This is a genomic window from Streptomyces sp. WZ.A104 (assembly GCF_002382885.1).
GTDB lineage: Bacteria > Actinomycetota > Actinomycetes > Streptomycetales > Streptomycetaceae > Streptomyces.
Genome location: NZ_NWVL01000013.1, coordinates 17,465 through 30,802, shown reverse-complemented (window position 1 = coordinate 30,802; position 13,338 = coordinate 17,465). Strand labels below are relative to the sequence as shown.

The following is a 13,338-nucleotide window of genomic DNA, read 5'->3' as shown; positions in this document are numbered from 1 at the left end:
TCTGCGGTTCGCCACCGCCGGGTCGGTCGACGACGGTCAACAAGATGGACCTGGTCGACTACGCGGAGCCCGTGTTCGCCGCGATCGCCGAGGAGTTCACCGCGTACGCCGCATCCCTCGGCGTCCCGGAGATCACCGCGATCCCGATCTCGGCGCTGGCCGGGGACAACGTGGTGGAGCCGTCCGCGCACATGGACTGGTACGGCGGGCCGACCGTCCTGGAGCACCTGGAGACGGTCCCGGTCAGCCACGACCTGACCGCCTGCCACGCGCGCTTCCCCGTGCAGTACGTGATCCGCCCGCAGAGCGCCGAGCACCCCGACTACCGGGGTTACGCCGGTCAGATCGCCGCCGGGGCCTTCCGCGCAGGCGAGTCCGTCGTCGCACTCCCCTCGGGGCGCACCACGACGATCACGGGCATCGACGCGCTCGGCGAAAGCGTGGACATCGCCTGGGCGCCGCAGTCGGTGACGCTCCGGCTGGCCGACGACATCGACATCTCACGCGGCGACCTGATCGCCCCCGCCGTCGACACGCCGCCGGTCACCCAGGACGTCGAGGCGACCGTCTGCCACGTGGCCGACCAGCCACTCTCGGTGGGCCAGCGGGTACTGCTCAAGCACACCACCCGTACGGTCAAGGCGATCGTCAAGGACATCCCCTCCCGGCTCACCCTGGACGACCTCTCCCAGCACCCGGCCCCCGGGCAGCTGGTCGCCAACGACATCGGCCGGGTCATCGTACGGACCGCCGAGCCGCTCGCCCTCGACACCTACGCGGACTCCCGGCGCACCGGATCCTTCCTGCTCATCGACCCGGCGGACGGCACGACGCTCAGCGCCGGCATGGCGGGCACCGCGTTCACATACCAGCCGCACGGACTTGGTTCGCAGGAGAAGGCTCGGGCGAAACCGGCCGGCTGGGATGGAGCCTGCAGCGCACCAGGGAGTCGAGCGGGACGAGACGGAGATCGCCACAGCCTCTCTTCCGCACGCCCGCCGAACTCACGAAAAAATCAGTAATGCGAGTGTCCCGTACCTCTGTGTCAGTTCTGTTCCCACCGTTCGATGACGTCGCGGCACAGGGCGGTGTGTTCCTCCGGCACAAGCAGGATGAGGTTGCCGGCATGGTCGCTGTACTGGACCAGGACATTGACACCGGCGTCGCCGAGCCTGTCGGCAAGTGCGCCGAGCTGCCCGGGAGCCTCCTGGTCCAGCCTGGTCGTGGCGACGTCGCGCACGGTGGCGGGGCCGAGCCCTGCTGCGGTGACAGCGGCCAGGGCAGCGGGGCCGTTGTCGACAAGGTAGTGCGCGACAGCATGCCCGTCGTGGGTGAACACGCCACCGCCTTCCAAGCTCACCCCGGAACTGCCGAGCGCCTGGCCGAGCGCGGCCAGCGCGCCGGGCCGGCTCGGCAAGTGGACCTCGAGGTCTTGTCGGCGGGGGCTCACGAGGTCACCACAGTGGTTGTGACCTCGACAGGGACTGACAGGCTGTTGGCGACGTAGCACTCGCGATGGGCCTCCACGGCGAGCTCTTGGACCTTGGCCCTGTCGGTCCCGGCGACGACTTTGACAGTCGCGTGCAAACGGATTGTGGCCAGACGGGCGGGCTTGGCGGTCAGGTCGAGGTGGCTGGTGGCCTCGTCGTCGTAGGCGAGGACATCCACTCCGCCGCGGGCGGCGGCGCTCAGGAAGGACAGCATCTGACAGGACGAGGCGGCCATGACCAGGAGTTGTTCGGGGTTGAGCCGGTCAGGGCTTCCGCGGAAGGCCGGGTCTGCGCTCAGGTCCACTTGCGCGGTGGCCGGGGCGGCGATGGCGGTGTGGTCACGCGAGTAGGTGCGGAGCCCGGCGGCGGTGGACCCGGCCCAGTGCAGACGGGTTTGATAGAAGTGTGTGCTCATGATCGAACCGTAGGTCTGAAAGACTTCGGCGCCGGCCGAAGCGTCGTCGTCGTATGGTCGCTTCCATGAGCAGAGACAGGGATTTCACAAGCGTGGGAAAGGCTCTTTCCGCGCCCGCGCGCTCGGTATTTCTGAACCTGCTCATGGACGGCGCCAGAAGGCCGGCCGGTGAGCTGGCCCAAGGGGCCGGCGTGAGTGCCTCGACCGCATCCGAGCACCTGGCGTTGCTCGTCGACGCTGGTCTGGTGACGCGTGAGGTACGCGGGCGGCACCGCTACTACTCGCTCGCCGGCCCACAGGTCGCCGCCGCCTTGGAAGCGCTGGGTGTCCTTTCCGATTCGACGCCCGTCTCGGGGTACCGAAGGAGTCGTGAGATGCAGCACTTGGCCGCGGCGCGGTTCTGCTACGACCACATCGCCGGTCGGCTCGGCATTGCGCTGACGGATGCCTGGACGCGTCGAGGATGGTTCGCCGACCGCGAGTCGCTCCGTCTCACCGACGCTGGCGCCGACGGGTTGCGTGGGGTCGGAGTGGACGTGGACGGCGCGATCCAGGCCCGCCGCACCACCACCCTGGCGTGTCTGGACTGGACGGAACGACGGACGCACTTGGCCGGATCCCTGGGCGCCGCGGTCGGCCAGCGGTTTCTCGAGGCCGGGTGGGTTGTGCGGCACCGCTCCGGGCGGGGCCTGAACGTCACCGGGAAAGGTCAGGCTCTTGTGCGAACAGCCTGGGGAATCGAACTGCCCGACCAGGCCGCGGATCAGTAGTGGAGGCACCCGCATTGTGTCCTGGGACTTCGAGATCCTCCTCGGGCTCGGCCCGGACCGCCTGGATGCCGTGGCCGAGCCAGGCCATTCCGCTCGCGAGTACATTGTCCTGGGGCACCCTATTGTCGGCGGTCAGTCGGCACCGGGTCGGTCACGACCTGCACGCGTACGCCGTGGCGGCGGTGCTTGTGCGAGTAGTCGGCCTGGCAGTCCCCGACCCGGTCGCACTCGGCGAGCGTTCCGTCGAGCAGGACGTACTGCGGCTCGTGCTCGCACAGGGCTTTGAGCAGGCCGGGCGCCGGGGCGGCCAGGAACTCGATCACCGCAGCCGTGTAGGCGTGGGTGTTGCCGACCGAGACCCCGAAGCCGGCGGAGATCACAACCAGGGTGTCATGCTTGCGCAGGTACACCAGAGCGACGAGCGCGCGTTGGTGCGGCAGGAGCTTACCGGCGGTTACCCTCGTGGGCGACGATGAGCATGGTGACCCACTCGACCAGAGCGTGAGGCAGGTCGAGTGCGGCAAGTGAGGAGACCAACGAGGCACCCGCGCTGAACGCCTTTGCCTGGCAATGACGTGGCCCGACAACCGGTCGCGTTCATCCGCATGTGACCGGTCTGGTCAGACGTCGAGCCCGGGCCGGGTAACCAGGAGTGACAACACAACTGTCCGTACGCGGGGACCCCGAACTGGCCTCTGAAACAACGAATGTTGGCTCTGCTTCTGTGACAAGAACGCCAAAGATGCGCAGGGACCGGCCCGAGCACCTTTTTGACGCCGCTGCCTGAGCAGAACCCCGTCAGCACACCCCATCCCTGAACCGAGCCTCCGCTCGAGCCGGGAGGGCTCACCTCCAGGTGTCGGCGACGAGCGCAGCCGATGGGCCGTGACTGCGGCACCATCGGCTGATGCCCGGCCTGTGCGGCGGTGGCTTGCAGGGCTCAGTTGATGGTGAGGGTGGCGACGCTGTCGATTCGGGAGACCGTTCCCAGGCCGAGGGTGCAGGCGAGGACGTCAGTGGAGGGGGCGACGAGCTGGTAGACGACGGTGTCTCCGGTGAAGAGGCCGGAGGTGACGGTGCCTGTGACCGTGGTGGTGAGTACGGCGGCGGCGAGGTTGACGGTCCTGGTGCCTGTGACGACGGTGGTGGCGCCGGTGTTCCAGGTGAAGCTGATGGTGGTGGGGGCGGTGTTCAGGAGGGTGAGACATGAGTAGGACGGGATGGTCACCTGGCTCACGGTGACGGGTGCCGAGTTGATGGCGGGCACGCTCAGCGAGGTGCAGGTGTTGAGATCCCGGGTGATGGTCACGGTGGTGCTGGCAGGTGTCAGGCTCAGGGGCGGTGAGTAGCTGGAGGAGTCGTTGCTGGGCGTCGTGCACAGGATGTCGCCCACTGCCGCTTGGGCCGGTGAGCCTGCCGCTACTACCGTGGCCGCGGCCAGCGCCAGCGCGCTGAACAAGCCGATGGCAGAATTCCGCTTCATCGAGGAGCCCCCTTCCTAGGGACTCGACGGTCCCACGGGCAGGTCATCGCAGCTAGCGGCAATCCGGTCACCGTCTCGGTGACCCGGAAGGGACACCGAGACGGGCTTCGGCGCGGGCCGGTGTGCAGCGATCTCGGTCAGGTGGTGACGCTTGGTGCCATAGTCGGGGAGGGCGCAGTTGTGAGTAGACGTGTAAGGCAACGGCACGCCAGCCAGTAGCCCGGGCCCGACGCGCACAGTGGCGACGGTGACGGTCGGTGGCCTCAGAGGCGTCCTGGGAGGCCTTGGCATCACGCCGGGCCCGATACGTCTCCACCCCGCGGCTCGGCTACGCACCGCCCCGCGAGGAGGACGGGAGCCTCCGGACGGACTCGGCAGCAAGTCCGCAGTTCGCCTGAATAAGCAGGGCCGAGCTCCTCGAAGCTCGCGCCAGGGGCCCAGGAACAGCTCCCCAGCTCACCACGCTTGTCCTGAAATAGGGCTGTGCGTGACGAGTGTCTCGCTGTCACGCTGCACAGGTGCTCACCCTCCCGTCAGGGCGTGACGTCGTTTCGATGACACTCCTGTGTCCGGCGGTGCGTGGGGAGAGTTCCTGGAAACGACTGAGGGAAATCCATGTCCGTAAGTAGACGTATTCGTGCTCTTCTCGGCGTTGGCGCGCTGACCGCCGCAGCGGTTCTGCTCCCCGTGCAGTCGGCCGGCGCGGCCGAGCAGGTCATCCCCTACCAGGTGGTGTGCGGAGGCAGTCAGACCACGACGTATGACCCTGGGCTCACCAACACACCCCAGACGCTGACACGGTCGGGACGGAACATCCACGCACCCTGCCTTGCGACGGTGAGCCCTTTCACCTTCACGGGCTCGACGGGGTTCACCTCCACCACCACTCTGTCCTGCCTCAGCCTGACGGAGGCCAACACCGGAGTCGACCTGATCTCGTGGTCGACAGGAGCCACCAGTACCTTCTCCTACAACCGGACGGTGTCCATCGTTCAGGGCCAGACGGTGGTGACGCTGACCGGCGAGATCACCAGTGGCTGGTTCCAGGGAGCCACCGCAGTGGAGACCATCACGAGTGTGGCCCTGGACCTGGGCGCGTGTGCGACAGCTGAGGGCATCACATCAACGTACGGGGTCTCGGAGCTGACGATCACCGGCAGTTGACCGTCAGTTCGACACCAGCTCCACAGGCTCACACAGGATCTGTCGAGCGAGCCGCGCTGCCACTCCCTGGGCCCGGCTGTGGCCGCGTCGGCGCCACACGGTCCGCCGGACCCTGGGCCGGGTGCCGCCGCCTCGGGGGTGCCGGCGGACCGCTGGCGTCCGCCGGCGGATGTCAGCCCCCGGCCACGGCCACGGCCGGACGCGAAGCCTCGGACCGCTGCCAGGTGCCTGTCCCGGCTGATCCGTGGCCGGCCGATGCGAATGCCCCGTCGGCCGCACCGCCTGACGTCCGGGTTCACCGCCGACCAGGGGACATTCCAGCGGCTCGTCCCCCAGACCAGAGGACGGGCCCCGGCCGACCGGCAGATTGCTGTGCGGGGAACAGGTCTTGGCCGGGAAGGTCGCTATGTCCTTCGCCAAGGGGGCGGTGCCTGGTGTGCGGTTGCTTGAGCTGGTCATACGGTGAGATTGAAGGGGTGCTCAAGGGCCAAGGGCCTCACCCCGGAGCCGCTGGGAACGGATCCGGGGGCCACGATCGCCCATGCCGGGACGGTGCGTTCGTCACAAACACGGGTACTTCTCAGCGGCCTTGGTGAAGCGCGCCTCAACTGTTGCGACGGCGACTGCGGCAGAGACGGCCAGGAGGCCGACGAGGAGCGGCAGTCTGACGTTCGCGCCAGTCAGGGAGCCGGCCAACGCCGTTCCGGCGGATCCGGACGTGATCTTCAGTGCCGCGACCCAGATGAAGACCTGGCTTCGCGCGCCGCGCGGTGCGTACTCCGTGCGGGCGGCGAGGGTGGAGGCGAAGAAACAGGAGTTGAGGATTCCGGTGAGCGCGTAGGCCGCGATCGTCGCCGTGAAGGTGGGGCTCGCGGCGGCGGTGAGGAGGCCGGCGGCGACGCCCAGGGCGAGGCGGCGCATCAGCCGGTCCGGATGACCGGTGAGGGGGAAGATCATGACGGCTATGGACCCGGTGAGATTACCGAGGCCGTAGGCCGCGGTCAGTACGGCCGCGGTGGCCGGTTCGACGCCGAGGGTTTTCGTTGTGTGGACTGCGGTGACGGGCAGTGCGGCGACGCTCAGGGCGACGATCATCGTCAGGTACACGGTGCGCCGAAGATGGCCGGTGCGGGCTATCAGCGCGAGAGTTGCTCCCGGCTTGAGGATCGTAGTTCTGTCGCCGGTGTGGGACGGGGCGGTGAACGGCAGGAGCAGGACGCCGCCTGCCGCCGTGGCCGCCACCGCCGCGAGTGTGAGAGCCGCCGCAGTGGGTGTCGCCCACCCTGACAGGGCGGCTACCAGGGAGGGGCCTACGGTGCCGCCGATGCCGTAGGTGGCCACGTCCCAGCCCTGGGCCCGTCGCTGTGTGCGCAGTCGCGGTCCGACGATGGCGGGCAGTCGGCTGCTGATGCCGCCGGTCAGCAACGAACCGCATGTGCCCGCTGTGGCGAGCAGGAGCCCGGTCAGCACGGCGGGGACGTGACCGTAGGTCAGTACTCCCGCGGTCAGCGCGGTGGCGTACAGCAGGCAGGCCGCCGCGATGACCTTCCGGCCGTCTTGGGCGAGGTCCAGCGACCGGGCGACGAAGGGACCGACCAGGTGCGGGGCGGTGATGCACGCACCGAGTACCCCGGCGAGCGTTCCGGAGCCACCGGACGAGGTGACGAGCAGAACGACGGCGACCACGGCGCCGCCGTCGGCGGTACGGGCGAGGGCCGCGGCGATGACGTAGCGCGCCAGGCCGCCCCTGCCCTGTCCGGGCGGGGGTGGGGCTTTCGCTTTTCTCGGCGTGGCTGCTGTGTGCTGTTGGCTCATGGTGTTCGTGTTCAGAAGGTGAGCTGGAGGGCGTCCAGTGCGGCGGCGACCTCGCGGCGTGCGGTCTCCTCCAGTGCCCGCAGGGGGCGCGGCAGGTTCGGTGCCTCCGTCAGGCCGAGGTGGGAGGCGGCGGCGGACATGACGCGCAGGCTGCCGTGATGCCGGAACAGGGCCCACAGCGGTTCGAGGCCTTCGGACAGCTCCGCAGCCGTGCCTGCGTGTCCGGCCTGTGCGGCGCGGGTGAGGGCGAGGGCGGTCTGCGGGAAGGTGCCGCCGATGACCGAGTACCAGACGTCGCACCCGGCGGTCAGGCCGCGGGCGGCCATCCAGTCGCCGCTTATCCCGATGGTCACGGTGTCGGGTATCAGCGCGCGCAGCGTGTCGACGCGGAGCTCGGCCGCGGACGGATCGTCGGGCACGCTGGGGATCTTGATCGAGGCGACGTTCGGCAACTGCGCGATGCGGCCGTGCAGTTCGTCCGTGAAGTGAACGTGCGTGGTGGCGGGGTTGTCGTACACGCACAACGGTACGGAAAGCTCGCGCGTGACGTCCTCGTAGAGCCCGAACACCTCCTCCTCGGTCAGCGGCTGATACGTCATCGGGGCGAGCAGCACCGCGGAGGCGCCGGCCTTCTGCGCGTCCTCGGCCAGCTGAAGCACGTGCGAGGTGCGCAGCGCGCCGATGCCGACGATGACGGGTACCCCGTCGGCGGCCTCGACCGCGATCTGCGCTGCGTGAGCGCGCTGCTCTCGGGTGAGGTAGGCGTAGCTGCCGGTGGAGCCGAGCGCGCCGATGGAGTCCACCCCCGTGGCGGCGAGACGGGTGACGAGCGCGGTGTACGCCGCGGTGTCGATGCGCTGCTCGCTGGTGGGGGTGAGAGGGAAGGCGCTCAGGCCGTGGAACACGATGACTCCTCGTGGCGGGTGGGAAGGGTGTTGGTCAGTCGGTCGTCGCGCGCAGTTCCGCGACGACCGCGGCGAGTTCGGCGGCGAACGCCCCGGCCTGCGACTCGGTGATGGTTGCGGTGGTGACCCGGATCGCGCCCCGGTGGGCGGCCGGGTCCGGTGCGAAGAGGCGACCCGGGCGAACCGCCCAGCCTCGATGTGCCAGAGCCTTGACTGCGGCCCTGCCGTCGACGTCGAGTTCGACCCAGACGTTCAGCCCGTCCGGACGGTGCGGGACCTCGATGCCATGGGCGTGCAGCCGCTCGACGAGCAGGCCGCTGCGCCGGGCGTAGACCTCACGGGCCCGTTCATGGAGTTCGTGGACGCTCGGATCGAGCAGCAGTTGACGGGCGGCGTGTTGCAGCAGGCGGCTGACCCAGGTGGTGCCGGCACTCAACCGCGCCTCCAGGCGCGCGGTGGTCTCGGCGTCGGCGGCAACGAGCGCGAGACGCAGATCCGGTCCGAGGAACTTGGACACGGACCGCACCAGTGCCCAGCGTGAGCTGCCCGGTGGTGTGATCCGGTGGTACGGCCGGGCGGAGACCGCTGAGAAGTGGTCGTCCTCGATCACGAGGACCTGGGGGTGCTCCGACAGGATTGCCCGCAGGTCGGCTGCCCGTTCCTCGGTGAGACTCGCGCCGGTCGGGTTGTGGGCGCGGGGTGTGCAGATGACCGCGCGGGCACCGGCCTTCAGGGCGGCCCGCAGAGCGTCGGGGCGCATGCCGGCGCCGTCCACCCCCACTGGTGCCGAGCGGTAGCCGTTCAGTCGCATGGTGCCGATGCTTGCCAGGAAGCAGGGGTCCTCGATCGCCACCAGGTCCCCACGGGTGAGGTGAGCGTTCAGGAGCCGCTCGGTGGCATCCACGGCTCCAGAGGTCACCAGTGTGCGGAACGAATGATCTATGTCCTCGGCGAAGTCGGCACGGGCCCAGGCGTCCAGCCCGGTGTCGATGGCCGGCACACCGTACAGCGGCTGGCTGTAGTCTCCGCGCCGGGCGGCGGCCAGGATGTCGGGCAACAGGCTCGGGTCGGGGTTGCCGCTGGCCAGGTCGATGCAGTCGCCGGACATGCCGACGCCTTCGCGCGCGAGCTGCGGTACCGCCGCGACCACCGTGCCACCGCGGCCCCGCGTCTCGGCCACCCCCGCCTCGACGAGCCGCCGGTAGGCGAGGGCAACCGTGTTCCGGTTGACCCCCAGCTCAGCTGCGAGCACGCGCACCGGGGGCAGACTCATCTGCGGCACCAGCTCACCCGAAGCGACCTGGTCCCGCACGCTCCCCGCGATCTCAGCCGCGGTGGTCCCCTTGATACCCACGCGATCACCCCTGCCCACGATCGTTAATATGTCCTATGCCAAACATTGTCCTATGCCGAAGATAGAGTATGGATGGTGGAGACGCCAACTCGCCCACAAGGGCTCCTGCGGTCGGTCTCTCGAGCGGAGCCTCGACAACTCCCCGCGCCGGCCCGCAGTCACGGCATCGGCAGCCCGACCAAGGAACTGCTGACGGCTGCAGCCTCACCCGCGATGGACCGGGGCTGCTGCGTCGTGAAGTCCGAGGGCTAGGGTCGTGGCTGATCACCGACATGGAGGAAGGGGCCCCGGAGAGTGAGCGGGATAGTTACGGCCGTCAGCAGCAACGGCGAGCACACATTCACCAAGCCGAACCGGGACAGCATCACGCTGCTCGCGGGGCTCGGTGTGGAGGGCGACGTCCATGCCGGAGTCACGGTCAAGCACCGCTCTCGAGTCGCACAGGACCCCACCCAGCCGAACCTGCGCCAAGTGCACCTCATCCATGAAGAGCTCTTCGCCGAACTCGGCGCGGCAGGATTCAAGGTCATGCCCGGCGGCCTCGGCGAGAACATCACCACCAGCGGTATCGAACTGCTCGGCCTGCCGGTCGGCACACTGCTGCGAATCGGCGGCGATGCAGTGCTGGAAGTGACCGGCCTGCGCAATCCCTGCCTGCAGATCGACACCTTCCAGGAGGGGCTGCTCAAGCGTGTCGTCGGCCGTGACGAAACCGGGAATGTCGTACGCAAGGCAGGAATCATGAGCATCGTGATAGAGGGCGGCGCGGTACGCCCGGGCGACACGATAGAAGCGGAGCTTCCCAGGGGGCCGTTCCGGCCTCTGGGTCGAGTCTGACGTGTCTGCCGGGCAGGCCGCGGCATGGATCGGCCGGCTCGGGCTCTTGTGGTGTAAGCGTCAAGCAAGCAGGCTCCGCGTGGCTATCTCACATCCTGCCTTCTGTGTCCTATGGCCTCGGTAGCTCGGCGCGTTGTCGAGGGACTCCCGCCACGCCGGGACGCGCGTTGCGGGTCTGGACGCCGTGACCGGCGCCACGGCAAGCGCCATCGGAAGCCGAGGCTGGCCTGAAATACGAAATCATCCTCATCGAAAGGGCGCAGCCCTGCACAGAGCCCAGGAAGAGATCCAGCCCGCACCGAAATCCGCGCAACGCCCCGAGCTCGGACCCTGACAGCCCTCTGGCCCGACGCCTGCATGACGACAGGCCACAAACCGGCTCGGCGTCGACGCTCTCGAGTCGGACAAGGTGAACCGTCGTCGACTATGCCTCTCTCCGGGGCGGGCACAAGCGGGCGGCACCGCTCCCCCGAAGGCACCCTTGAAAGGCCCCGCGCCTGCGAAACCGTCGCGGCCGCCACCTGGACGACTTGGCCGCACTCAAGGACAAGGTCCGCAAGTTCACCGGGGCGCTGGAGATCGGCAGCGCGACCTCGCGGAACTCCGCGACGTCGATCTCATCTGGGAACTGATCTTGTCCGAGCCGGGAACGATCACATCTGGTGGGGTTCATCAGTGCAGCTCAGGCGATAGTGTCGGTTGGCCGCTTCCGTGCGGCCTCGGGCCTCAGCTCTCGTCCGGCGCCAGCCTCAGCGAGATCGAGTTGATGCAGTACCGCTGGTCCGTGGGGGTCGGGTAGCCCTCGCCCTCGAAGACGTGGCCCAGGTGCGAGCCGCAGCGGGCGCAGCGGACCTCGGTGCGGACCATGCCGTGGCTGCGGTCGTCGATCAGCTCGACCGCGTCCGTGTCCTTCGGGTCGTAGAAGGACGGCCAGCCGCAGTGTGACTCGAACTTGGTGTCGGAGCGGAACAGCTCCGCCCCGCAGGCCCGGCAGGAGTAGACGCCCGCCGTCCTGGTGTCGGTGTACTCGCCCTTGAACGCGGGTTCGGTGCCGGCCTGGCGCAGTACCGCGTATTCGGCGGGGGTCAGCTCCGCCCGCCACTGCTCGTCCGGCTTCTCGACGTCGTACGACACGTCCCGCTCCTCAGCTCGACAGGTGATCGCTGGACAGGTGGTCCAGGATGCGCGGGCCGAGGTCGGTGACGTCGCCCGCTCCCATGGTGAGAACGAGATCGCCGGGCTTCGCCATTCCCGCGACGGCGGCCGGGACGTCGGCCTGGTCGTGGACGGCGGTGACCTCGGCGCCCGCCGCCTTCGCCGCGTCGATGATCAGGGCACTGGTGATGCCGGGGATCGGGTCCTCGCGGGCCGGGTAGATGTCCAGGACCACGGAGGCGTCGGCCAGGGCGAGGGCCTGGCCCATCTCGGCGCCCAGCTCCTGGGTGCGGGAGAACAGGTGGGGCTGGAAGACGACCAAGAGGCGGGCCTCGGCGGCCGCGCCGCGCATGGCCTCCAGGTCGGCGGTCATCTCGGTGGGGTGGTGTGCGTAGGAGTCGATGACCTGCACGCCCGCCGCCTCGCCCTTGAGCTGGAGGCGGCGCTTGACCCCGGTGTAGGTGCCGAGGGCCGAGGCCAGGTTGTGTGCCGGGATGCCGAGGGCGACGCCTGCGGCGAGGGCGGCGACCGCGTTGTGGGCGTAGTGGCTGCCGGGGACGGAGACGGTGAAGGTGAGGAACTTCCCGTTGAGCAGGACCGTGACCTCGCTGGTCAGACCGCGCGGGGTGACCTTGTGGACACGGACGTCGGCGTCCTCGGCGGAGCCGTAGGTGACGACCTTGACGTCGGAGAGGTCGCGGACCCGGCGGGTCAGCTCTACCGCGCCGGGCTGGTCGGCGGAGACGACCAGGGTGCCGCCGGGGACGACCTTGCCGACGAACGTCTCGAAGGAGTCGTAGATCTCGTCCATCGAGGCGTAGTTCGCGTGGTGGTCCAGCTCGACGTTGAGGACGATCGCGACCTCGGGGTCGTACTTCTGGAAGCTGCGGTCGCTCTCGTCCGCCTCCGCGACGAAGATGTCCCCCTCGCCGTGGGTGGCGTTGGTGCCGGGGCCCTCCAGGTCGCCGCCGATGGCGTACGAGGGGGCCAGGCTCAGCGAGGAGAGGGCGACGGCCAGCATCGACGTCGTCGTGGTCTTGCCGTGGGTGCCCGCCACCGCGATGGCGCGCAGGCCGTTCATCAGGGAGGCCAGCGCGTCCGAGCGGTGCACCACGGGGACGGACAGCTCGTTGGCGCGCAGCAGCTCGGGGTTGTCCGCGCGGATGGCGCTGGAGACGACCACGCAGGACGCGTCGTCGGCCAGATGGTCCGCCGCGTGCCCGATGTGCACGGTCGCCCCCAGCGCCCGCAGCGATTCGGCGGTGGCGGACTCCTTGGCGTCACTGCCCGCCACCTTCGCACCCCGCTGGGCGAGGATCTTCGCGATGCCCGACATTCCGGCGCCGCCGATGCCGATGAAGTGCGGTCGTTCCATGGCGGCGGGAATACCGGGTGCCATCGTTGAGTCCTCCGAGGTCTACTGGTGAGAGTTCCACGCGGTTCCGGGTTGCCCTCCGGCGCCCGCGCGGCCTTCAGCCTATTCGCTGTGCGCGAAGAGCTTGAGCACCGGGACGCCGACCTTGTGCCGGGCGCGGGAGGCCCAGTCTCGGTGGAAGAACTCCTCCACGTAGTGCGGGGCGGTCAGGACGATGACCTCGTCGGCGCCCGCCTTCTCGACCACGGTCTTGAGCTTGTCCAGGGGGTGATCCTCGACCACCTGTCCGACCGCGTCGGAACCCGCCTCGCGCAGGGCCCGTAGCGAGTACTCCAGCCCGATCTCGGCCGGTTCCCGGGCCTCCTTGCCCTCCGGCTCCTCACCCTCGCGGACCGCTTCCCTGAGCTCCCCCATCGCCACGTCGTCGATCGCGCGCAGCAGGACATCGGCCTGGTCACCGCGCGGCTGCAACAGAACGACGAACGAGATCCGCTCCTCGCCGTGAAGGGTGGTGACAAAGTCCACGTCCTCGGGAGTCAGCGGCTTCTCGATCATCAAAACGCTTGTGAACACGA

At 69.0% G+C, this 13,338-nt stretch carries 12 protein-coding genes and 2 pseudogenes; 4 read left to right on the top strand and 10 right to left on the bottom strand.

Going from position 1 to position 13,338, the window contains the following annotated elements:
• Positions 1 to 35: 35 nt before the first annotated feature.
• Positions 36 to 863 (top strand): annotated as a pseudogene (locus CIB93_RS09610) (hypothetical protein); the annotation flags it as partial.
• 182 nt (positions 864 to 1,045) lie between these two features.
• On the opposite strand, the gene CIB93_RS09605 reads toward CIB93_RS09610, so the two are convergent.
• Together CIB93_RS09605 and CIB93_RS09600 are read right to left on the bottom strand one after the other, a co-directional pair.
• Positions 1,046 to 1,450, bottom strand: a complete 405-nt coding sequence (locus CIB93_RS09605) for a hypothetical protein (protein ID WP_096626100.1) — start codon at positions 1,448 to 1,450, stop codon at positions 1,046 to 1,048.
• Positions 1,447 to 1,905: an OsmC family protein gene (locus CIB93_RS09600; RefSeq protein WP_096626098.1), complete on the bottom strand. Its 459-nt coding sequence runs from the start codon at positions 1,903 to 1,905 to the stop codon at positions 1,447 to 1,449. The genes CIB93_RS09605 and CIB93_RS09600 overlap by 4 nt, the downstream gene beginning before the upstream one ends.
• Positions 1,906 to 1,970: 65 nt before the next feature.
• On the opposite strand from CIB93_RS09600, the gene CIB93_RS09595 reads away from it, so the two are divergent.
• A complete protein-coding gene (locus CIB93_RS09595; protein ID WP_257002119.1) occupies positions 1,971 to 2,675 on the top strand; it encodes a helix-turn-helix transcriptional regulator in 705 nt (234 codons plus the stop codon).
• 143 nt (positions 2,676 to 2,818) lie between these two features.
• On the opposite strand, the pseudogene CIB93_RS09590 reads toward CIB93_RS09595, so the two are convergent.
• Positions 2,819 to 3,212 (bottom strand): annotated as a pseudogene (locus tag CIB93_RS09590) (transposase family protein); the annotation flags it as partial.
• 403 nt (positions 3,213 to 3,615) lie between these two features.
• Entirely contained in the window at positions 3,616 to 4,158 is a 543-nt protein-coding gene (locus tag CIB93_RS09585) for a hypothetical protein (RefSeq protein ID WP_096626094.1), read from the bottom strand.
• Positions 4,159 to 4,995: 837 nt separating this feature from the next.
• Between CIB93_RS09585 and CIB93_RS37815 the strand changes: the two genes are divergently transcribed.
• A complete protein-coding gene (locus CIB93_RS37815; RefSeq protein ID WP_143066065.1) occupies positions 4,996 to 5,322 on the top strand; it encodes a hypothetical protein in 327 nt (108 codons plus the stop codon).
• A gap of 561 nt (positions 5,323 to 5,883) precedes the next feature.
• Here the strand turns inward: CIB93_RS37815 and CIB93_RS09575 are convergent.
• The 3 genes from CIB93_RS09575 to CIB93_RS09565 are packed head-to-tail and all read right to left on the bottom strand — an operon-like array spanning position 5,884 to position 9,396.
• Positions 5,884 to 7,137 carry an MFS transporter gene (locus tag CIB93_RS09575; protein ID WP_257002118.1) on the bottom strand — a complete coding sequence of 418 codons (1,254 nt, stop codon included), beginning with the start codon at positions 7,135 to 7,137 and terminating at the stop codon, positions 5,884 to 5,886.
• A gap of 11 nt (positions 7,138 to 7,148) precedes the next feature.
• A complete protein-coding gene (locus tag CIB93_RS09570) occupies positions 7,149 to 8,042 on the bottom strand; it encodes a dihydrodipicolinate synthase family protein (protein WP_096626088.1) in 894 nt (297 codons plus the stop codon).
• Between the two features lie 34 nt (positions 8,043 to 8,076).
• Positions 8,077 to 9,396 carry an aminotransferase class I/II-fold pyridoxal phosphate-dependent enzyme gene (locus CIB93_RS09565; protein ID WP_096626086.1) on the bottom strand — a complete coding sequence of 440 codons (1,320 nt, stop codon included), beginning with the start codon at positions 9,394 to 9,396 and terminating at the stop codon, positions 8,077 to 8,079.
• A gap of 294 nt (positions 9,397 to 9,690) precedes the next feature.
• Between CIB93_RS09565 and CIB93_RS09560 the strand changes: the two genes are divergently transcribed.
• Entirely contained in the window at positions 9,691 to 10,233 is a 543-nt protein-coding gene (locus CIB93_RS09560) for an MOSC domain-containing protein (protein ID WP_096626084.1), read from the top strand.
• 726 nt (positions 10,234 to 10,959) lie between these two features.
• Here CIB93_RS09560 and msrB read toward each other — a convergent pair.
• The 3 genes from msrB to CIB93_RS09545 all read right to left on the bottom strand — a co-directional run bounded on the left by msrB (position 10,960) and on the right by CIB93_RS09545 (position 13,318).
• Positions 10,960 to 11,367: a peptide-methionine (R)-S-oxide reductase MsrB gene (gene msrB, locus CIB93_RS09555; protein WP_096626082.1), complete on the bottom strand. Its 408-nt coding sequence runs from the start codon at positions 11,365 to 11,367 to the stop codon at positions 10,960 to 10,962.
• A gap of 10 nt (positions 11,368 to 11,377) precedes the next feature.
• Complete coding sequence (gene murC / locus CIB93_RS09550; RefSeq protein ID WP_096626080.1) at positions 11,378 to 12,787, bottom strand: UDP-N-acetylmuramate--L-alanine ligase; 1,410 nt, start codon at positions 12,785 to 12,787, stop codon at positions 11,378 to 11,380.
• A 78-nt stretch (positions 12,788 to 12,865) separates the two neighbouring features.
• The gene (locus CIB93_RS09545) at positions 12,866 to 13,318 is read right to left on the bottom strand and encodes an indole-3-glycerol phosphate synthase (RefSeq protein WP_179500045.1); all 453 of its coding nucleotides are present in this window, start codon (positions 13,316 to 13,318) and stop codon (positions 12,866 to 12,868) included.
• Positions 13,319 to 13,338: the final 20 nt, after the last annotated feature.

Coding starts and splice junctions, on each gene's coding strand:
- CIB93_RS09600 (WP_096626098.1), bottom strand. CDS start 1,905: ATGAGCACACACTTCTATCAAACCCGTCTGCACTGGGCCGGGTCCACC.
- CIB93_RS09595 (WP_257002119.1), top strand. CDS start 1,971: ATGAGCAGAGACAGGGATTTCACAAGCGTGGGAAAGGCTCTTTCCGCG.
- CIB93_RS09585 (WP_096626094.1), bottom strand. CDS start 4,158: ATGAAGCGGAATTCTGCCATCGGCTTGTTCAGCGCGCTGGCGCTGGCC.
- CIB93_RS09575 (WP_257002118.1), bottom strand. CDS start 7,137: ATGAGCCAACAGCACACAGCAGCCACGCCGAGAAAAGCGAAAGCCCCA.
- murC (WP_096626080.1), bottom strand. CDS start 12,787: ATGGCACCCGGTATTCCCGCCGCCATGGAACGACCGCACTTCATCGGC.
- CIB93_RS09545 (WP_179500045.1), bottom strand. CDS start 13,318: ATGATCGAGAAGCCGCTGACTCCCGAGGACGTGGACTTTGTCACCACC.